Below are 19,401 nucleotides of genomic sequence, written 5' to 3' on the forward strand. Positions count from 1 at the left end.
CGGCGACCGCTGGAAAGGCCCCGCGACCGCTCAGGGCGTGACGCGGCGGATGGTCAGGTAGCCGGCCCCGGCCAACAGGGCGGTCAGCAGTGCCGGCCAGCCCACGATCCAGGCTGCCGCCGGCTGGTCGGCGAACCAGCCGCCGATCCCGGACCAGAGGTCGAGCCAGCTGAGCAGTATGGCGACGCCGGCCAGTACCAGCAGGGTGCCGGTGCTCAGCAGCCACATCCCGGTCAGCCCGAACCGCTTGTAGAAGACCGCGACGAATATCCCGAGGAAGCCGAGCAGGATGAACGGCATCGTGTAGATCGCGATCTGGAGCAGCGGGTTCAGCTCGTCGATGAAGTTCAGCCCGAAGAACCGCAGCCGGATGCCCCAGCCGTTCGTCGCGTCCTCGACCAGTTGACAGCAGAAGAGCAGTACGCCGAAGAGGACGGACTGGGTCACCAGGAAGAGCGCGGACGCCAGGTAGAAGGTCCGCCGGATCACGCTCAACGCCATGCTGAAGGGCAGCAGCTGGGTGATCCAGTTGATGCTGCTGACGAAGACGACGATGTAGATCGAGACGATCGCACCGGTCGTCGGGTTGATGTTCCGGTCACCGATCACCAGGAAGACGGTGTAGTTGACGGCGAAGACCATCAGGAGCAGCAGCCATGGCCAGGCCACGGTGTTCTGCCAGCCGACAAGTTGCACCCGGGTCACGGTCAGCACGCGGTTCATCGGGTGGTCTCCTTCCGGGAACCGGTGGCGTCGCCGCCGGACCGGGCCTGTGCGGTGGTGAGCCGGATGACGATGTCCTGGAGCGAGACCGCCTCCAGATCCAGCCCGAGCGCCTTGGCCCGGGCGCGTTCGGCGGCGCCGAAGCTGCCGCGCAGGGTCGCCCGGGCGTACCGGCCGAGGGTCTCGCGGTGCAGCTCCTCGTGCTGCGCGGCCAGTTCGTCGACGGCGGCGGCCGGTCCGGCGGCCGTGACCACCTGGCCGCGCAGTTCCTCGGCGCTGGTGTCCAGCAGCGTCCGACCCTGATCGAGCAGAAGTACGTGTTCGAGCAGCTCGCCGACCTCGTCGATGAGGTGGGTGGAGAGCACCACCGTCCGGGGGTGCTCGGCGTAGTCGGTGAGCAGGTGGTCGTAGAAGAGGTGCCGGGCGACGGCGTCGAGCCCGAGGTACGGCTCGTCGAAGAGGGTCAGCGGGGCGCGGGAGGCGAGCCCGATGATGATGCCGAGCATCGAGTGCATGCCCCGGGACAGCTTCCGGACCTGCCGGCCCAGCGGCAGCCGGAAGTCCGTCAGCAGCTTCTGCGCGAAGTCCTCGTCCCAGCCGGGAAAGAGCAGCCGGGCCGCCTCCAGCGCGTGCCGCACCTTGAAGTACTGCGGATAGGTCTGGCTCTCCTTGATGAAGCAGACCCGGGACATCACCGCCTCGTTCTCGTACGGCGACCTCCCGTCGATGGTCAGCGCACCCGAGCTGGCCAGGAGCTGCCCGGTCATGATCTGCATCAGAGTGGTCTTGCCGGCCCCGTTCCGGCCGAGCAGGCCGTGGATCCGGTTCTCCTGCAGGGTGAAGCTGACGTCGTCGAGGGCGGTGACGTCGCGGAACCGCTTGCTGACGTGTTCGGCCTGGACCACCCCGGTCATCGGTCCTGCTCCCAACGGTCGATCATGCGCTTCAGCTCGTCGGCGTCGATGCCGAGCTTGCCCGCCTCGGCGAGCAGCGGGTGCAGGAACTGCTGGGCGAACTCCTCGCGGCGGCGGTCCCGCAGTCTCGCGCGGGCGCCGGTGGCGACGAACATCCCGATACCTCGTTTCTTGTAGAGAATCCCGTCGTCCACCAACTGGTTGACGCCCTTGCCCGCGGTTGCCGGGTTGATCCGGTGGAATGCCGCCAGCTCGTTCGTGGAGGGCACCTGGGCCTCCTCGGCGAGCGTGCCGTCGATGATCGAGTTTTCGATCAGCTCGGCGATCTGGAGAAAGATCGGTCGCCCGTCCTCCATCAGCCGGACCCGCCCGCCGGCCGACACGACCGGGGGTCGGCCGGGCTCGGCTTCATGGGTTCATTACTCATGTAACTAACCATCTAACCAACCCGGCCCGCTGTCAAGGTCGGGATGCCGACCAGCGGCGTTGCCCTGGCCACACCGCCGGTTCCGGCCGTAGCCGCCGCCGAGCCGTGGCCATAGGCTGCCGGCCTGATGCCGACTCTCACCGCCGTGATGCTGCTGGCGGCGGTACTGGGTTGGGTGGTGCTGGCGGTACGCCGCAACGGCCTCGACGACCTGGTCGGCCGGCTCGCCCCGCACCGGGCCGACCTGCTCGGGCTGCTCGCCGTCGCCGGACTGGCCGCGCTGCTGGCCAACCTGATCAACAACCTGCCGGCGACGCTGGTCCTGGTGCCGGCGGTCGCCCACTCACCCGGCCTGGTGCTGGCCGTGCTGATCGGGGTCAACGTCGGGCCGAACCTCTACTACGTCGGCTCGCTGGCCACCCTGCTCTGGCGGCGCATCCTGCACCTGCGGGCCGATCCGCCGGTCACCGGCACCTTCCTGCGGCTCGGCGTGCTCACCACACCCACCGCGCTCGTCGCCGGGGTGGTCGCGCTCTGGGCGGCGCTGCACCTGACCCCGGCCTGAGGCGCCAGCGGGCTCAGAACCAGCGGCGCTTCGGCGGGCGTACGGTCACCGAGCCGAAGATGACCCTGGAGTGCACCTCCAGCACCGGACCGCCCGGCGGGGCGTCCCCGCGCAGCTTGGACTCCTTGCTGCCGAAGATCGCCGTACCGGTGAGCCGCACCTCCACCCCCTCCGGCACGAAGATGGTCACCGACCCGAAGATCGCGGTCGCCTCGATCGTGATCACCGGATGCGGGATCGTGGCATCCTGCAACTCGATGTGGCAGTCGCCGAAGACCGAACGCGCCTCCAGCCGGGCAGGCACCGGCCAACGCCCCTTGCGCGACTCGTTGCCGAAGACCGCGAGCAGCCGTTCCGGGGCCGACCCGGCGAGCGCGGACTCGGAGCGGCGGGCCGGCGCCGCAGCCGCCGACGAGCCGGTCGGCAGGTCGTCGGTGAGCCGGGCGAGTTCGCCCCGGGTCTTCGCGGCGTGCGCGGCGGTGGCCCGGTCGGCGTACTCGTCCAGGGTCAGCCGGCCCTCGGCGGCGGCCGTACCGAGCAACTCGACGACCTGCTCCCGCTCCCGGTCGGAGACCCGGATCCGGTCGGCGTCGTCCTGCGGTTCCCGCTCCATGGCGGCACAGCCTATCGGCCATCGGGTACCCGTTGGCTCCGGCACCGTCGGTTCAGCGGATGGCGTCGACCGCCTTGCGGGCGGCGACCAGCACCGGATCCCAGACCGGGGCGTACGGCGGCGCGTAGCCGAGGTCGAGGCCGGACATCTCGTCCACGGTCATCCGGTTCCACAGGGCGACCGCCAGCACGTCGATCCGCTTCGCCGCCTCGGACCGGCCGACGATCTGCGCACCGAGCAACCGCCCGCTGCGCCGCTCGACGATCAGCTTCACGGTCATCGGCTTCGCCCCCGGGTAGTAGCCGGCCCGGTTCGTCGACTCGACCCGTACCGTGACGAACTCGAAACCGGCCGCCGTCGCCTCCTTCTCGAGCAGCCCGGTACGCCCCACCTCCAGGTCGCAGACCCGGGTCACGGCGGTGCCGACCACCCCGGCGAAGGTGGCGTACCCGCCGCCGATGTTGATCCCGGCGACCCGGCCCTGCTTGTTGGCGTGGGTGCCGAGCGGCACGAAGACGGGCTGGCCGGAGACCCGGTGCACCGACTCGACGCAGTCGCCCGCCGCCCAGACCCCGGGGGTGTCCACCACCCGCATCCGCAGGTCGACCCGGATTCCGCCGGTCGGACCGATCGGCAGCCCGGCCTCGGCCGCGAGTGCGGTGTTCGGGCGTACCCCGAGACCCAGCACCACGACGTCGGCCGGCAGCGTGCCGTCCTCGGTGACCACGGCGGTGACCCGGCCGTCCCGGGTCTCCAGCCCGGTCACGGTGACCCCGCTGCGGACGTCGACGCCGAGGCCGCCCAGTGCCTTGCGGACCAGGGCGCCCATGTCCGGGTCGACTGTCGACATCGGCTCGGGGCTCCGTTCGACCAGGCTGACCGAGAGGCCGCGCTGGATCATCGCCTCGGCCATCTCGACGCCGATGTAGCCGCCGCCGACCACCACCGCCCGGCGCGGGGTGGGCTCGCCGTCCAGCCAGTCGATCAGCGCCGCGCCGTCGTCCAGGGTCTGCACCCCGAACACCCCGGCCGCGTCGGTGCGGGCCCAGTCCGGGGTGACCGGTACCGCGCCGGCGGCGTACATGAGCTGGTCGAAACCCTCCCGGACCTCGCGCCCGCCGTGCTCCAGGTCCCGGGCCACCACCTCGCGCCGGTCCAGGTCGATGCCGACCACCTCGTGCCGGAGCCGGACGTCGACCTGGAACTCCTCCCGGAACGTGGCCGGGTCGCGGCTGACCAGTTGGTCCGCGTCGTCGACCAGCCCGCCCACCCAGTACGGGATGCCGCAGGCCGAGTAGGACGTGAAGTGACCGCGTTCGAACGCCACGATCTCCAGCGCCGACCGGTCGCGGCGGCGCCGGGCCTGCGACGCGGCGGACATCCCCGCCGCGTCGCCGCCGACCACCACCAGCTTCTCAGCCATGTCCGGCGCTGCCCCGGGTACGCCGGACCAGGTCGTCGAGTACGTCGGAGATCTCCTGCCGCCGCGCGTAGGCGGCCCGCTGCCGGGCGGCGCCGGTGCCGTGCGCCTGCAACCGGCTCAGCAGTTCGGTGACCACGGGCAGGTCGCCGTGCCGTTCGAGGGCGGGCCGGATCCGTTGCAGGAGTTGGCGCATCAGTTGCCAGGCGGGTCGTACGCTGCCGTCGACGGGGTCGACGCCGAGTCCTTCGAGCCCGTCGTGTGCCGCCCGCCAGTGCGCGGCCACCAGCATGTGGTGCGACACCCGGGGCGCCGGCACCCCGGCCGCGATGTCCGTCAGGGCGGTGTCGACAAGCGCCCGGACCAGTGCGGCGATCAAGATCGTGTCGTCCAGGCTGGGGCAGACGTCGCCGATCCGGATCTCCACCGTCGGATACTTCGACGACAGCCGGGCGTACCAGTAGAGCATCCCCTCGTCGAGCATCATCCCGGTGCCGATCAGGTCCTCGACCAGGCTCTCGTAGTGCGCGTGCGACTCCAGCCAGGGGGTCGGCGCCACCGAGGGCCAGCGCTCCCAGAGCATCGAGCGCCAGCTCGCGTAGCCGGTGTCCCGACCCTGGTAGAACGGCGAGTTCGCGGTGGCGGCGTGCAGGATCGGCAGCGCCGGGCGAAGGTGGTTGAGCACCTGCACGCCGGTCTCCGGGTCGGGTATTCCGACGTGCACGTGCATGCCGTTGACCCCGGGCGACGGGACCAGCAGCCCGAACTGCTCGATCATCTTGTCGAAGCGGGGATTCTCCGCCAGTGGCGGCACCGGGCCGTCGACCGGGCCGGTGCCGACCGCGACCAGCCGTACCCCGGCCGCCTCGGCGGCGTCGGCCAGCCCGGTACGCAGCAGCCCGAGCGAGTGCCGCAGCGCGCTCAGCTCCAGGCCCGGCGGGGTACCGATCTCGATCTGGCTGGTCTGGAACTCGCGCTGTACCTGCCCGCGCAGTTCGTCCGGCACCTCGGCCAGTACCGCCTCCACCGCGGGTGCCGCCGCGCCGGTCACCGGGTCGACGAGCAGGAACTCCTCCTCGACCCCGACCGTCAGCGGATCCGGTCCAGCGTTCGGCAGAGGTTGCATCGGTGCGGCCAGCCCGTCGAGCATCACCATCACCATCACCGCCCGTCGTTCGATCCGAACTGCGTCGCTGACGCGACCGGTTGTTCATTACCCTCAGTGTCAATGCCGGAAAACGTCCGGGGGACGATTCGCGGCATCCGTACCGGACGCCCGGGTCGGCGGCAGGGCCACTGGCCGAGCCGGGCGCCGGCGGGATCTCCGGCCGTGCCGGGCGCTGGCCGAGTCGGGCGGTGGCAGGATCTTCGGCCGTGCGGGGCGCCGGGCGTGCCGGGGCGAGGGATCGACAGGTGTTGACAGGTTGCGGCAAGGGACGTACAACTCCTGAGAGAGCGCTCTCTCGATTCCCCCGTAGGGCTCCCCGTCCCCTGTAGAGAGGCCCACGCACATGAACCCCATCCGGATCGCCCGGTCGGCCCCCGCCGGCCGGAGCACCAGACGGCGCCTCGCGCTGCTGGTGACCGCCTCCACCCTGCTCGCCGCGGTCCTCGGCACGGCGACAGTCACCGCCCGCGCCGCCATCCCGCCACCCGCCTCCGGCTGGAGCCTGGTCTGGGGCGACGACTTCACCGGCGCGGCCAACACCCTGCCCTCGTCGGCGAACTGGATCATCGACACCGGCACCAGCTATCCCGGTGGCCCGCCGAACTGGGGCACCGGCGAGATCCAGACCTACACCAACAGCACCGCCAACGTCAGCCACGACGGCAGTGGCAACCTGCGGATCACCCCCATCCGCAACGCCTCCGGCCAGTGGACCTCGTCCCGGATCGAAACCGTCCGGAGCAACTTCAAGGCGCCGGCCGGTGGCGTACTGGCGATCGAGGGCCGGATCCAGATGCCGAACGTGACCGGTGCGGAGGCGGCCGGGTACTGGCCGGCGTTCTGGGCGCTCGGTGCGCCGTACCGGGGGAACTACCAGAACTGGCCGGGGATCGGCGAGTTCGACGTGATGGAGAACGTCAACGGGATCAACTCGGTCTGGGGCGTACTGCACTGCGGCGTCGCGCCCGGCGGGCCGTGCAACGAGTTCAGCGGCCTCGGTGCCCAGCGGGCCTGCCCCGGCTCGACCTGCCAGTCGGCGTTCCACACCTACCGGTTCGAGTGGGACGCGTCGGTCAGCCCCCAGCAACTGCGCTGGTACGTCGACGGCCAGCACTACCACACCGTCACCCAGTCCCAGGTCGGCTCGTACTGGTCACAGATGACCGACCACGCCGGCTACTTCCTGCTGCTCAACGTCGCGATGGGCGGCTCCTTCCCGAACGGGGTGGCCGGCGGCACCACCCCGACCTCGGCGACCGTCTCCGGCCGGCCGATGCTCGTCGACTACGTCGCGGTGTACAGCCGGGGCGGTGGCGGCAACCCGACCAACCCGCCGACCACTCCGCCGCCGACCACGCCGCCGGCCGGCGGCACGGTGAGCGCGTACTCGACGATCCAGGCCGAGGCGTACAACGGGCAGCAGGGTGTCGCGGTCGAGGCGTGCAGCGAGGGCGGCCAGAACATCGGCTGGCTCGCCAACGGTGACTGGGTCCGGTACGACCGGGTCGACTTCGGCTCGACACCGCCCCGGGACTTCGTGGCCCGGCTCGCCTCCGGTGCCGGTGCCGGGGTGAGCGGACTGGTGCAGGTCCGGGTGGACAGCCCGACCGGTCCGGTCCTGGGCAGCCTCGCCGTCGGCAACACCGGCGGCTGGCAGAGCTGGCAGTCGATCCCCGGCAACGTCTCGGCGGTCACCGGGGTACGCACGGTCTACCTGACCTTCAGTAGCGGCCAGCCGGCGGACTTCGCCAACCTCAACTGGTTCACCTTCCGCCGCTGAACGGTAAGGAAGGGCCCCCGCTACAACAGAAAGCGATAACCGGGGGCCCTTCCTTACACCTCTTGCATTGAAAGTTAACCTTCCTAATAATTGGCGGACAGTCGATGGCTGTGGATGCCCGACCACTCGGTGGAGGACCACATGAGACGCCGCAGAAGCCTTGTCCTGTCCCTGGTCGCCGGCCTCGTCGCGGCGGCCGGCGTCGCCTGGGGAGCGTTGCCCGCGTACGCCGCCGGACCGACCGCGACCTTCGTGAAGACCTCCGACTGGGGCACCGGCTGGGAGGGGAAGTACACCATCACCAACGGCGGCACCAGCGCCATCAACGGCTGGTCGGTCGCCTTCGACCTGCCCGCCGGCACCACGATGGGCAGCTACTGGGACGCGCTGCTGACCTCCTCGGGCCAGCGGCACACCTTCACCAACCGGTCCTGGAACGGCAGCATCGCGCCGGGCGCCTCGGTGTCGTTCGGCTTCCTCGCCACCGGCTCCGGCAGCCCGGCCAACTGCACCCTCAACGGCGCGGCCTGCGGCGGCACCACCACCCCCACCTCCTCGCCGACGACCCGCCCGCCGACCACGCCGCCCAGCACCGGGACCCCGACCAACCCGCCGACGAACCCGCCCGCCACCGGGCTGCCCCGGCACTTCCTGACCGGCTACTGGCACAACTTCGACAACCCGGCGGTCGAGCTGCGACTGCGGGACGTGCCCGCCGAGTACGACCTGATCGCCGTCGCCTTCGCCGAGGCGACCGCCACCCCCGGCGCGGTCACCTTCGGCATCCACCCGGGGCTGTCCGCCTCGGTCGGCGGCTACACGAACGCCGACTTCGCCGCCGACGTGCGCACCGTCAGGGCGCGGGGCAAGAAGGTGATTCTCTCGGTCGGCGGCGAGACCGGCCGGGTCGCCGTCAACGACGCGGCCTCCGCGACCAACTTCAGCAACAGCGTCTACAACCTGATCCAGCAGTACGGCTTCGACGGCGTCGACATCGACCTGGAGAACGGGCTCAACCCGACGTACATGGCGCAGGCGCTGCGGTCACTGCACAGCCGGATCGGGGCGGGACTGATCATCACCATGGCACCGCAGACCATCGACATGCAGTCGCCGTCGGTGTCGTACTTCAAGCTGGCCCTGGACATCCGCGACATCCTCACCGTCGTGCACACCCAGTTCTACAACTCCGGCTCGATGCTCGGCTGCGACCAGTCCTTCGCGTACGCCCAGGGCACCGTCAACTTCATGACGGCGCTGGCCTGCCTGCAACTCGAAGCCGGACTCCGCCCCGACCAGGTGGCGCTCGGGCTGCCCGCCGGTCCCGGTGCGGCCGGTGGCGGGATCGTCGCGCCCAGCCTGGTCAACCAGGCGCTGGACTGCCTGGCCAGGGGTACGAACTGCGGCAGCTTCCGCCCGCCGCGCACCTACCCGGGGATCCGGGGCGCGATGACCTGGTCGATCAACTGGGACGTCACCAACGGCAACAACTTCGCCCGGACTGTCCGACCACACCTGAACACGCTGCCCTGACCGCGCTGCACCGGGCGTCGGGTCGTCAGCGGGTGCTGGCGGCCTGGCGCCGGTGCGAGCGGCGGCGCAGCTTCTTCGCCACCCACAGCCCGATCATGATCGCAAAGATGGCCAGCAGCCCGTAGTCGAAGTAGCTGGCGTACTTGTCGATCTGCTGCCACTGCGACCCGAGGCCGTAGCCGAGGCCGACGAAGATCGCGTTCCAGATGCCACTGCCCAGCGTGGTAAGCACCAGGAACCGGCCCAGCGGCATCCGGTCGGCACCGGCCGGGATGGAGACCAGGCTGCGGAACACCGGGACCATCCGGCCGAAGAAGACCGCCCAGGAGCCGTACCGCTCGAACCAACGGTCGGCCCGGTCCAGGTCGTTGGTGTCGACGAGTGGAATCCGGTCCAGCCAACGCTTGAGCCGGTCCTCGCCCAGCGCCGCGCCGATCCAGTAGAGCAGGATCGCGCCGAGCACCGAACCGGCGGTGGCGGAGAGCGCCACCAGGACCACGTTCATCCGGCCCTCGCCGGCCAGGTAGCCGGCCATCGCCAGCACCAGTTCGCTCGGTACCGGCGGGATGATGTTCTCCAGGGCGACCAGCAGACCGACTCCGGGTACGCCCAGCGTGTCGATCACCCCGGCAATCCAGCCGGTCAGTCCGCCGAGTTGCGTCGGGTCCACGTCCTGGGCGAGGGCCACGGCGTACCCACTCCTTCGTCGGCTCGCAGGTCGGCTCAGGGAAAGTCCGGGAGAAGAGGTCTGGGTACCCCGAGATCGGCCCGGTTACACCAGCCGCCGCGACGGTCCGGTACCCGGATCCGGTTTGCCGAGGTGACCGATCGGAAATGAGTTCCGGTCATGACTGACCGGTGGTACGCGGAGGCGGTCGTCTACTGCCTCGACATCGACACGTACGCCGACTCGGACGGCGACGGGGTCGGCGACATCAGGGGCCTGATCGGCCGCCTCGACTATCTCGCCCGGCTCGGGGTGACCTGCCTCTGGCTGCACCCGATCCACCCCTCCACGCAGCGCGACGACGGCTACGACGCCACCGACTTCTACGGTGTCGACCCCCGGCTCGGCACCCTGGGCGACTTCGCGGAGTTGCTGCACCAGGCCGCCAACCGGGGCATCAAAATCATCATCGATCTCGTCGTCAACCACACCTCGGACCAGCACCCGTGGTTCCAGTCCGCCCGTTCCTCGCCGGACTCGCCATACCGGGACTGGTACCTCTGGTCGGACGAGGCGCCACCGGACCGGTACCAGGGCATGGTCTTCCCCGGCGAGCAGAACGAGACGTGGAGTTACGACCGGACCGCGAAGGCGTGGTTCTACCACCGCTTCTACCGCTTCCAGCCGGACCTCAACTTCAGCAACCCGGCGGTACGGGCCGAGGTCAAGAAGATCATGTCGTTCTGGCTCCAGCTCGGTGTGGCCGGATTCCGGATCGACGCGGCACCGTTCATCATCGAGCTGACCGAGCCCGGCAACCCGGACTCGCCAAAGGATTTCGAGTTCCTGACCGACCTGCGCCAGCACGTCCAGTGGCGGCGGGCCGACGCGCTGCTGCTGGCCGAGGCGAACGTGGAACCGGCGCAGCTCGTCGACTACTTCGGCGACAGCGGCGGCTCGGCCAACCGGCTGCACATGCTCTTCGACTTCATGCTCAACGGCCGGCTGATGCTCGCGCTGGCCCGGCAGGACCCGGAGCCGATCATCGACGCGCTGCGGGACACCCCGGCACTGCCGGCCGGTGCCCAGTGGGCCACCTTCCTGCGTAACCACGACGAGATCGACCTCTCCCGGCTCACCGCCAAGCAGCGGGCCCAGGTCTACGAGCAGTTCGGTCCGGACGAGAACATGCGGATCTACGACCGGGGCATCCGGCGGCGGCTCGCCCCGATGCTCGGCAACGACCGGCGCCGGATCGAGCTGGCGTACGCCCTCCAGTTCTCGCTGCGCGGCACGCCGGTACTCCGCTACGGCGAGGAGATCGGGATGGGGGAGGACCTGTCGTTGCCGGGTCGGGAGTCGATCCGTACCCCGATGCAGTGGTCCGGGAAGCCGAACGCCGGCTTCTCCAGCGCCCCCGCCGACAAGCTGATCCGACCGGTGATCGACAGCGGCGAGTACGGCTACGAGCGGGTCAACGTCACCGCGCAACGGCACGACCCGAAGTCCCTGCTGGCCTGGTTCGAGCGGATGATCCGCACCCTCCGGGAGGCGCCCGAGGTCGGCTCCGGCTCGTGCACGCACGTCGACCAGGAGATGCCCCCCGGTGTCCTCGCGCACCGCGCCGACGGCCCGACCGGCTGCATGCTCTTCCTGCACAACCTCGGTACCCGGCCGGTCGTGGTCAACCTGGGCGCGCTCTTCCCGGAGGCGGACATGCCGATCGACGTACTCGCCGACCGGGAGTACCCGCCGGTGGGCAAGCTCGACGCGCTGGAGCTGGCCGGATACGGCTACCGCTGGATCCGCCTACACCGCTCCGACCTGGTCGAGTAATCCGACCCCGCCCGACTCAGGCGGGGCGGGTGCGGCGTAGCCAGAGCAGGCCGAGCACCGGGAGCACCAGCGGGACGTAGCCGTAGCCGCCGCCGAAGTCCGACCAGACGGTGTCGTCGGGGAAGAGCGCCGGGTCGAGCAGGCTCAACGCCCCGACGCCGAGCACCCCGACGAGTTCCACGGTGCAGCAGACCAGCGCGGTGCGGCGCCCGGCCCGGTCGCCCCGGGCCAGCCCGACGGTCGCCACGATGTAGATCACCGCAGCCAGCGCGGAGAGCAGGTAGGCGACCGGCGCCTCGTCGAACTTGGTGATGATCTGCACCCCGGCCCGGCAGGTCGCGGCGATCGCGAAGAGGATGTAGACCGCGACCAGCACCCGCCCGGGACCGCTGTTGACGCGTCGGGGCGGCCTGTCCGAGGTCGTCGTCCCGCTGCCTGCCGGCTCAGCCACCGGGGAGCTGCCAGGTCTGTTGCAGGCGTACCACGACGACCGGGATCACCAGGCAGACGACGGTGACGATCACCGAGCCCCACCGGGTCGGCTCCATCCGGGCCAGCACGCCGGCCAGCGGCGGAAGGCAGACCAGGGTGACCAGGTAGCCGGTGAAGGTGCCGGCCTCGGCGGGCTGCTCACCGCCGACCCAGGCGACCACCGCCGCGGCGGCGAGCGCGAGCAGCACCAGCTCCAGCACGGCCAGGCCGGCGAGGTGGGAGACGTCCGGTGGCCGGTTGCGCATGGTGGTCACCAGGCTCCATACCGCGAGTACGAGCGACAGCACGATCGAGGACGCGACCAGAAATTCGTTCATCGGCCGACCCCGGGGTGTACGCCGGTGCGAGAGGGCAGCGCGGCGGCGCGGGACCGGTGTCGACTCACCGGGGCAGTCTACTAACCCGTGTAGTAGCGCGGGGTAAAGGGGTGGGAAGTCCTCCCGGCCATTCTCATATTATCCGCCTGGCAAGCCATTTCGCGTCGGCGTGAATGATGATTTCTCAGCCCTGAACCGTACATATGATCACCCGAAGCCACCATTTGGACTTTCCGGGGGAGCACTGTGTCCGACGACCGAATTCAGGAAATCGCCGCCGAACAACAGGTCGTCGACCGGGTCTACGCGCGGCTCGACGTGATGCGGGCGCAGGCGGCCGCCCTCGCCGACGAGGGTAGGCAGCGCGCCGCCGCCGGCCCGCTCACCGGGCTGGTGGAGCGGGACGCCATGGCACACCGGGCCGCCACCCGGCTGCGGGCGATCGACGCCGAGGCGGAGGGCCTGGTCTTCGGCCGACTCGACTTCGACGACGGCGAGACCTACCGGATCGGGCGGCTCGGCGTACGCGAGGGCACCGAACCGCTCCTGATCGACTGGCGGGCGCCGGCCGCCGCGCCGTTCTACCGGGCCACCCCGGGAGAGCCGCTCGGCGTGGTACGCCGCCGGGTCATCATCTGCCGGGGTCCGGAGGTCGTCGACCTCGACGACGACGTGCTGTCCCCGGACGACGCCGGCAACCTCCGGGTACTCGGCGAGGGGGCGCTGCTGGCCGCGCTGCGCCGCTCCCGTGGCCCGCACATGCGCGACATCGTCACCACCATCCAGCGGGAGCAGGACGAGGCGATCCGGGCGCCCGCCCGCGGCGTCACACTGATCACCGGCGGGCCGGGTACCGGCAAGACCCAGGTCGCCCTGCACCGGGCGGCGTACCTGCTCTACACCGACCGGGGCCGGTTCACCGACGGCCGGATCCTGGTGGTCGGCCCCTCGACCGTCTTCACCAACTACATCAGCCGGGTCCTGCCCTCCCTCGGCGAGGAGAGCGTGCGACTGCGGGCCATCGGTGAACTCTTCGACGGCGTGACCGCCACCCGCCGGGACCGGGCGGAGGTCGCCCGGATCAAGGGCAGCGAGCGGATCCGGGAGGTGCTCACCGAACTGACCTGGCAGACGCCGCCGACCGCGCCGGACCGGCTGCGCCTCGTCTACGCCGGGCAGGTGCTCACAGTGGACGGTGACGACCTGCCGGCCGCCCGTCGTCGGGTACGCGCCCGGTGCGCGGCGACCGGCACGCTGCCGAACGCCGCCCGCCCGGCCGCCGCCGCGATTCTGCTCGACGTCCTCTGGGAACGGCTGCACGGCGGGCACCTCGACCGGCAACTCTTCGCCGACGAGGTCGGGGACCGCAGCGAGTTCCTTCGGTTCCTGCACGCCTGGTGGCCGGTGCTCACCCCGACGGCCGTACTCGGCTGGCTCGCCGAACCCGCCCGGGTGGTCGGGCTGGACGACGGTGCCGCCGAGCTGCTCGCGCACTCCTACCGGAGCCGGCCGGGCGACTGGTCGGTGGACGACGTACCGCTGCTCGACGAGTTGACCCAACTGCTCGGCGAGCCGCCTGCCGCGCCGAGGGCACCAGAGCCGCAGTGGCGGCTGCGCGAGCTGACCAGTGGTACCCGGATCGTGGAGAACTTCGTCCTCACCTGCGGGCTGCGCGAAGGCTGGGAGCTTTACGCGCCGGGGCTTCCGACCCCGATCGCCCTCGCCGGGCCGGGGATCGACAACGACGCGATCGGCGCCGCCCAGCGCTGGGCCGAGGCAGTCATCCTCCGCGAGGGGCACAAGGTGGTCGGCTGGACCGACGGGTACGACCCGCACGGCGAGGAGGGCTACGTGCCGGTGCTCGCCGAGCCGCTGCCGGTGCCGGAACCCGAGGAGGAACCGTCGGGCGAGGACCCCTACCTGCACGTGATCCTCGACGAGGCGCAGGACCTGTCGCCGATGGAGTGCCGGATGATCGCCCGCCGGTCGGAGTACGCCTCGATGACCGTGGTCGGCGACCTCGGCCAGGCGACCCACCCGCTGGCGACCGACTCGTGGCCGGCTCTGCTCACCCGGCTCGGCAAGCGCGAGGTACGCACGCTGGAGCTGAACACCGGATACCGGGTACCCCAGGTCGTCGCGGAGTACGCGGCCCGGGTCCTCGCCCCCGGCATCACGCCGACCCGCTCGTACCGGCCCGGCGGGTCGCTGTCGGTGCGCCAGGTCGACGATCTGCACGCGGCGGCCCGGGCGGCGGCCCGGCAGGCCCCGCCCGACACGACTGTCGCGGTGATCGCCGCCGACGACACCGCCGACGAGCTCGCCGGGCTCGTCGACCTGCCCGGGGTCGCCGTCGTGCCAGCCAGCCTCTGCAAGGGACTGGAGTACGACCACGTGGTGGTGGTGGAGCCGGCCGAGATCGTGGCCGCCGAACCCCGCGGTCTCAACCGGCTCTACGTGGTGCTGACCCGGGCCGTCGCGGGCCTGGTCGTGCTGCACCGCGAGCCGCTGCCGGAGGCCCTGCGCGGGTGACGTGACCCGGGGAAGTGTCGGGGACCGGGCGGGCGAGTGTCGGGGGACCGGGCGATCATGACCAGACCATCAGTGTCTTCTATGATTGGCGCCACCTCCGACCGTCACCCCCCGTCCGTCACCCCCGACCGTCACCTTCGGCCGCCACCGCACCGGGAGCCCCACCGCGTGGACCTGTCCGGCATCGACGCGCGCTCCGCGCTGCTGATCGCCGGTGGTGTGGTGCTGTTCTCCCTCCTCGTCCTCGCCGTGGTGGCGGACCGACCGAGGACACCGCGACCCGACCTGGAGCGGCTGCGCGCCGCCGCCGACGAGTTGGAGGCGTACGCGGTGGCGACCCAGACCGACGCCGGCCGGGCCGCCGCGATCGCCGCCGCCGCCCGGGTGGCGCTGGCCGAGGCCGAACGGCACCGGGACGAGGCGTGGGCGTACCAGGAGACGGTCGAGCGGGAGTACGACCGGGCCTGGCGGGCGGTATCCGCCGGTCGGGAGGCGGCCAGCAGGGCACCGGTCACCGATACCGGATCCGATCCGGAGCGGGACCGCGCGGTGGGCCGGGCGGCGCTGGCGGCGTACCGGCGCGGGGATCTCTCGCTGTCGCAACTGCGTGAGGTGTTCCGGCGTACCGGAAACTGGGACCCGGCGCAGGAGGAGCGGGAACGGCAGCTCGACCTCGCCCGGATGCGGCTGGCCGAGGCGCGCCGAGCGTACGACCGGACGGCCGCGCTGGCCCGACGTGCCGAGCAGGAGGCCCGGAGCACCGAGGCGGCAGCCTGGGAACTGCTCTCCGAGGCGAACCGTTCGGTCGCCGAGGCACGGGAGGCGTACCACACCGTGCGGCGGTACGAACAGCGGCGCGGCCGGGACCGAAGGCGGCGTCGACGGCGGACCGGCTAGGTCGACCGGTCGCGCCCGGCCCGGTGTGTTAGGAAGAACTGCCTGCTCACAGTGGCGCCAAGAGGGGATTCCCGTGCTCACGTTCGGACTGTTCGGCACCGGTCACTGGGCGGCCGAGGTGCACGCGGCCGCACTCGCCGGCCATCCCCGGGCCCGCCTCGCCGGAGTCTGGGGCCGGGACCCGGCCAAGGCACAGGCGCTGGCCGACCGCTATGGCGTGCCGGCGTACGCCGACGCGGACGCGCTGATCGAGGCGGTGCAGGCGGTCTCCGTGGCGCTGCCGCCGGACGTACAGGCCGATCTGGCGGTGCGGGCCGCCACCGCCGGCCGGCACCTGCTGCTGGACAAGCCGCTGGCACTGAGCCTGCCGGATGCCGACCGGGTGGTGGCGGCCGCCGCGCAGAGCGGAGTCGCCTCGGTGGTCTTCTTCACCAACCGCTTCCAGCCGGCCATCTCCACCTTCCTGGCCAGTACGGCGGCGACGGGAGGCTGGCAGAGTGCCCGGGGCGTGCACTACGCGTCGATCTTCCAGCCCGGCAACCCGTACGGCGGATCGGCCTGGCGGCGCACCCAGGGCGCGCTCTGGGACGTCGGCCCGCACGCGCTCTCGCTGGTCCTGCCGGTGCTCGGCGAGGTGACCCAGGTCGCCGCGATGAGCGGGCCCCGCGACAGCGTGCACCTGACCCTGGCGCACGGCGAGAGTGCGACAAGCACCCTGTCGCTGGCCCTGGACGCCCCACCCGCATCGACCGCCGTCGAGTTCGCCTTCTACGGTGAGGACGGCATCGCGGTGCTGCCGGAGCGGGACGGGACCGCTGTCGACGCGCTCCGGCTCGCGATCGAGCAACTCTGCACCGAGGTCGACAGCGGCACCCGCGACCATCAGTGCGACGTGCGGTTCGGCCGGGACGTGGTCTCGGTGCTCGCCGCCGCGCAGACCGCCCGCGAGCAGCGCCGCACCGTCACCCTGCCCTCCTGATCACCGACATCCCGCCGAGATCGGGCCGCCGACGTTCTTCGAGATCGGGCCACCGACGTTCGTCGGGGTCGGACCGCCCCGTGACGGCCCGACCCCGACAGACCGGGGCGGGGGGCTCAGGCGGCGCCGAGCCGGGCCAGCAGCTCCGGACCGCGTGCCGCCAGCCGCCGGTGGGCGAACCACCCCAGTACCCAGGCGAAGAGCAGCCCGCTGAACACCCCGACCGGGGTCGCGGACCAGAGCATCGCCGAATCGCCCGCCCGGGTGCCCAGGTAGAGCAGCAACGCGGTAGGAGCGGACACCACCGCGAGCAGCGCGAGCATCAGCCAGACCAGCCCGCCGACCGACCCGCCGTCCTCACCGGGGTTGCCGCCCCGGCGGTGCGGGTCCGCCATCCGGACCGGTACCAGCACCGAGACCAGCACCACCAGTCCGGAGCCGCCGCCGAGCACCACCGGCAGCAGGCCGGTCACCCAGGGCAGGGTCCACCAGTGCACGGCACCGACCAGGCCGGCGAGGGTGAGTACCACCGCCAGCGGCGCGACGACGAGCAGCCAGGCGACCTGTCGGGCGCGTACGTCGGCCCGCTCCGTACCGGGGGCCATCAGGGTCATCCAGAGGGCGGTGCCGTCCGAGCTGTACAGGTGTGCCGAGCTGGAGACCAGCATGATCGCCACCACCAGCCCGGCCAGCGGCAGCAGGTCGCTGATCTTGATCACCAGCGGCAGCAGCACGAAGACCAGCCCGTAGACCAGGGCGAAGCTGAGGTAGTGGATCCGGACCAGGTCCCGCCACCAGGTACGCAGCTCCTTGCCGAGTACGGCCCCGAACGCGGAGCCCGGCAGCCGGGTCGACGTACGCCGGGCCACCCCGGAGACGGGGGTGGCGGCGGGACGGTCCATCAGCCGGGCCCAGGCGAGCAGCGCCAGCACGATCAGTCCGGCCAGCCCGGCGAGAGCGGCGGCGACCAGTGCCCAGTCGCCCCGGTGCGCGGACTCGATCGCGACGACCGGCCAGCCGGACGGCAGGATCCGCAACGCGCGGGCGGCGGCGGACGGGATCCCGTCGTTGAACGGCCGGTTGCTGCCGCCGAGCGCCACGAAGATGACCCAGCACTGCGCCATCCCGGCGGTGATCGCCGCCCAGGGCACCGCGCTCAGTGCGGCGCTCAGCCGGCTGCCCAGTACCGCCCCGAGGGTGGCCACCATCAGTCGGGCGAGCGCCACCAGCAGGAGTACCAGCAGGATCGCGGCCGGCACACCGACCAGCGCCGGTACGATGCCGAGCCGGGCGCCGTACGCCACGAGTGCGGTCGAGGCGACCAGGCTGACGGCCGGTCCGATCCCGGTCAGGGCGGCGCCGTACAGCCCGAGGAGCAGGTCGCGGCGGCGTACCGGAAGCAGCGTCAGATGCTCGCGGCGGATGCCCAGGTCCGCGCCGCCACCCAGGGCCGGCCCGGCCAGCCAGCCGACAAGCGTGCCGGCCAGGGTGAGGGTGAGCAGGTCGCCGGCCCGGGCCGGGGTGTTCCGGGTGGCGAGCCAGATCATGCCCACCGCACCGGCCAGCCCGAAGAGCGCACCGGACCCGAGGTTGTAACCCTGGGCACCGGTGAAGGACCGGCGCAGCAGCGCGAGTCGCAGGTCGATCAGGACGCCAACCACGACAGCTCCTCCCCGCTCGGCACCGGAGCGCCGACCAGCTCGACGAAGCTCTCTTCCAGGCTCCGGTCGCCCCGGACCTCGGCGAGCGGGCCGGCCGCCACCATCCGCCCCCGGTCCATCACCCCGACCGAGTCGCAGACCTGCTCGACCAGCGTCATCACGTGACTGGAGAGCACCACCGAGCCGCCACCGGCGACGAACCGGCGCAGGATGGCCCGGATGGTGGCCGCCGAGACCGGGTCGACCGCCTCGAACGGCTCGTCCAGGACGAGCAGCCGGGGCGCGTGCAGCAGCGCGGTGGCCAGGCCGATCTTCTTGCGCATCCCGGCCGAGTAGCCGAGAACCAGGGTCCGCTCGGCCCGCTCCAGGTCGAGTACCCGGAGCAGTTCGTCGATCCGCCCGGCCAGCACGTCGGCCGGCATGCCCCGGAGCCGCCCGAAATAGCCGAGCAGTTCCCGGCCGGTGAGCCGCTCCGGGAAGGCCAGACCGTCCGGCAGCACCCCGACCTGGCGCTTGGCCTCGATCGGGTTCTGCCAGACGTCCACGCCGAAGATCTCGGCGCTGCCCGCGTCCGGCCGGAGCAGTCCGACTGCCATCGACAGGCTGGTGGTCTTGCCTGCCCCGTTCGGGCCGACCAGGCCGAAGAAGGAGCCGGCCGGCACGATCAGATCGACGGAGTCGGCGGCGGCGGTGTCGCCGTACCGCTTGGTCAGTCCGGTGAGCCGCAGCGCGGCGGGCCCGGCTGCCGGGGACGCGTTGTTGTTCATGGCAGCAACACTAGGAATTTCCGGTGCTCGCCGGAATGTGGCCGGGTGCCGGGCGGGGGTGTAGCTAACCCCACCCCTGCCCGGCGCCTCCCGGTACTGCCGTCGCCGGC

17 protein-coding genes and 1 pseudogene are annotated in these 19,401 nt (G+C 71.6%); 7 read left to right on the forward strand and 11 right to left on the reverse strand.

Features of this window, described 5'->3' with window-relative positions:
• Window positions 1-30 precede the first annotated feature (30 nt).
• From CLT71_RS28470 to CLT71_RS28480, 3 genes are read right to left on the reverse strand one after another with little or no spacing between them, the layout of a single operon-like run.
• The gene (locus tag CLT71_RS28470; protein WP_101369811.1) at window positions 31-723 is read right to left on the reverse strand and encodes a hypothetical protein; all 693 of its coding nucleotides are present in this window, start codon (window positions 721-723) and stop codon (window positions 31-33) included.
• Window positions 720-1,637, reverse strand: coding sequence for an ABC transporter ATP-binding protein (locus CLT71_RS28475; protein ID WP_101369812.1), 918 nt, complete (start codon window positions 1,635-1,637; stop codon window positions 720-722). Before CLT71_RS28475 ends, CLT71_RS28470 begins: the two co-directional genes overlap by 4 nt.
• Window positions 1,634-1,993, reverse strand: a complete 360-nt coding sequence (locus CLT71_RS28480; RefSeq protein ID WP_101371871.1) for a GntR family transcriptional regulator — start codon at window positions 1,991-1,993, stop codon at window positions 1,634-1,636. The genes CLT71_RS28475 and CLT71_RS28480 overlap by 4 nt, the downstream gene beginning before the upstream one ends.
• Window positions 1,994-2,215: 222 nt before the next feature.
• Between CLT71_RS28480 and CLT71_RS28485 the strand changes: the two are divergent.
• Window positions 2,216-2,629 (forward strand): annotated as a pseudogene (locus tag CLT71_RS28485) (ArsB/NhaD family transporter); the annotation flags it as partial.
• Between the two features lie 13 nt (window positions 2,630-2,642).
• On the opposite strand, the gene CLT71_RS28490 reads toward CLT71_RS28485, so the two are convergent.
• The 3 genes from CLT71_RS28490 to CLT71_RS28500 are packed head-to-tail and all read right to left on the reverse strand — an operon-like array spanning window position 2,643 to window position 5,818.
• Window positions 2,643-3,242 (reverse strand): DUF1707 and DUF2154 domain-containing protein, encoded by a 600-nt coding sequence (locus CLT71_RS28490; RefSeq protein ID WP_101369814.1) that lies wholly within the window; start codon window positions 3,240-3,242, stop codon window positions 2,643-2,645.
• A gap of 52 nt (window positions 3,243-3,294) precedes the next feature.
• A complete protein-coding gene (locus CLT71_RS28495) occupies window positions 3,295-4,665 on the reverse strand; it encodes an FAD-dependent oxidoreductase (RefSeq protein ID WP_101369815.1) in 1,371 nt (456 codons plus the stop codon).
• Entirely contained in the window at window positions 4,658-5,818 is a 1,161-nt protein-coding gene (locus CLT71_RS28500) for a glutamate--cysteine ligase (RefSeq protein WP_101371872.1), read from the reverse strand. Before CLT71_RS28500 ends, CLT71_RS28495 begins: the two co-directional genes overlap by 8 nt.
• 355 nt (window positions 5,819-6,173) lie before the next feature.
• Here CLT71_RS28500 and CLT71_RS28505 point away from each other — a divergent pair, with 355 nt between their 5' ends.
• Together CLT71_RS28505 and CLT71_RS28510 are read left to right on the forward strand one after the other, a co-directional pair.
• Complete coding sequence (locus CLT71_RS28505; protein ID WP_101369816.1) at window positions 6,174-7,610, forward strand: carbohydrate-binding protein; 1,437 nt, start codon at window positions 6,174-6,176, stop codon at window positions 7,608-7,610.
• A gap of 141 nt (window positions 7,611-7,751) precedes the next feature.
• Entirely contained in the window at window positions 7,752-9,143 is a 1,392-nt protein-coding gene (locus CLT71_RS28510) for a cellulose binding domain-containing protein (protein ID WP_101371873.1), read from the forward strand.
• Window positions 9,144-9,168: 25 nt separating this feature from the next.
• Here CLT71_RS28510 and CLT71_RS28515 read toward each other — a convergent pair whose 3' ends face one another.
• The gene (locus CLT71_RS28515; protein ID WP_101369817.1) at window positions 9,169-9,831 is read right to left on the reverse strand and encodes a DedA family protein; all 663 of its coding nucleotides are present in this window, start codon (window positions 9,829-9,831) and stop codon (window positions 9,169-9,171) included.
• Between the two features lie 159 nt (window positions 9,832-9,990).
• Between CLT71_RS28515 and CLT71_RS28520 the strand changes: the two genes are divergently transcribed.
• Window positions 9,991-11,646 (forward strand): alpha-amylase family protein, encoded by a 1,656-nt coding sequence (locus tag CLT71_RS28520; RefSeq protein ID WP_101369818.1) that lies wholly within the window; start codon window positions 9,991-9,993, stop codon window positions 11,644-11,646.
• Window positions 11,647-11,662: 16 nt separating this feature from the next.
• Here the strand turns inward: CLT71_RS28520 and CLT71_RS28525 are convergent, their stop codons facing one another.
• Window positions 11,663-12,097 (reverse strand): hypothetical protein, encoded by a 435-nt coding sequence (locus CLT71_RS28525; protein ID WP_199187750.1) that lies wholly within the window; start codon window positions 12,095-12,097, stop codon window positions 11,663-11,665.
• A complete protein-coding gene (locus tag CLT71_RS28530) occupies window positions 12,090-12,455 on the reverse strand; it encodes a hypothetical protein (protein ID WP_101369820.1) in 366 nt (121 codons plus the stop codon). Before CLT71_RS28530 ends, CLT71_RS28525 begins: the two co-directional genes overlap by 8 nt.
• Window positions 12,456-12,701: 246 nt before the next feature.
• Between CLT71_RS28530 and CLT71_RS28535 the strand changes: the two genes are divergently transcribed.
• The 3 genes from CLT71_RS28535 (at window position 12,702) to CLT71_RS28545 (ending at window position 16,863) form a co-directional block, all read left to right on the forward strand.
• Window positions 12,702-14,987, forward strand: a complete 2,286-nt coding sequence (locus tag CLT71_RS28535) for a UvrD-helicase domain-containing protein (RefSeq protein ID WP_101369821.1) — start codon at window positions 12,702-12,704, stop codon at window positions 14,985-14,987.
• A 168-nt stretch (window positions 14,988-15,155) separates the two neighbouring features.
• A complete protein-coding gene (locus CLT71_RS28540) occupies window positions 15,156-15,884 on the forward strand; it encodes a hypothetical protein (protein WP_101369822.1) in 729 nt (242 codons plus the stop codon).
• A 73-nt stretch (window positions 15,885-15,957) separates the two neighbouring features.
• Window positions 15,958-16,863 carry a Gfo/Idh/MocA family protein gene (locus CLT71_RS28545; protein WP_101369823.1) on the forward strand — a complete coding sequence of 302 codons (906 nt, stop codon included), beginning with the start codon at window positions 15,958-15,960 and terminating at the stop codon, window positions 16,861-16,863.
• 116 nt (window positions 16,864-16,979) lie between these two features.
• On the opposite strand, the gene CLT71_RS28550 is transcribed toward CLT71_RS28545, so the two are convergent.
• Window positions 16,980-18,524: a hypothetical protein gene (locus CLT71_RS28550; protein ID WP_101369824.1), complete on the reverse strand. Its 1,545-nt coding sequence runs from the start codon at window positions 18,522-18,524 to the stop codon at window positions 16,980-16,982.
• Window positions 18,509-19,291 (reverse strand): ABC transporter ATP-binding protein, encoded by a 783-nt coding sequence (locus CLT71_RS28555; protein WP_101369825.1) that lies wholly within the window; start codon window positions 19,289-19,291, stop codon window positions 18,509-18,511. Before CLT71_RS28555 ends, CLT71_RS28550 begins: the two co-directional genes overlap by 16 nt.
• Window positions 19,292-19,401: the final 110 nt, after the last annotated feature.

Source organism: Plantactinospora sp. CNZ320, assembly GCF_002846275.1.

Excerpts from the sequence above, each read along its gene's own strand:
- CLT71_RS28520 (WP_101369818.1), top strand. The coding sequence starts at position 9,991 with ATGACTGACCGGTGGTACGCGGAGGCGGTCGTCTACTGCCTCGACATC.
- CLT71_RS28505 (WP_101369816.1), top strand. The coding sequence starts at position 6,174 with ATGAACCCCATCCGGATCGCCCGGTCGGCCCCCGCCGGCCGGAGCACC.
- CLT71_RS28530 (WP_101369820.1), bottom strand. The coding sequence starts at position 12,455 with ATGAACGAATTTCTGGTCGCGTCCTCGATCGTGCTGTCGCTCGTACTC.
- CLT71_RS28475 (WP_101369812.1), bottom strand. The coding sequence starts at position 1,637 with ATGACCGGGGTGGTCCAGGCCGAACACGTCAGCAAGCGGTTCCGCGAC.
- CLT71_RS28480 (WP_101371871.1), bottom strand. The coding sequence starts at position 1,993 with ATGGAGGACGGGCGACCGATCTTTCTCCAGATCGCCGAGCTGATCGAA.
- CLT71_RS28555 (WP_101369825.1), bottom strand. The coding sequence starts at position 19,291 with ATGAACAACAACGCGTCCCCGGCAGCCGGGCCCGCCGCGCTGCGGCTC.
- CLT71_RS28510 (WP_101371873.1), top strand. The coding sequence starts at position 7,752 with ATGAGACGCCGCAGAAGCCTTGTCCTGTCCCTGGTCGCCGGCCTCGTC.
- CLT71_RS28490 (WP_101369814.1), bottom strand. The coding sequence starts at position 3,242 with ATGGAGCGGGAACCGCAGGACGACGCCGACCGGATCCGGGTCTCCGAC.
- CLT71_RS28500 (WP_101371872.1), bottom strand. The coding sequence starts at position 5,818 with ATGGTGATGCTCGACGGGCTGGCCGCACCGATGCAACCTCTGCCGAAC.
- CLT71_RS28470 (WP_101369811.1), bottom strand. The coding sequence starts at position 723 with ATGAACCGCGTGCTGACCGTGACCCGGGTGCAACTTGTCGGCTGGCAG.
- CLT71_RS28495 (WP_101369815.1), bottom strand. The coding sequence starts at position 4,665 with ATGGCTGAGAAGCTGGTGGTGGTCGGCGGCGACGCGGCGGGGATGTCC.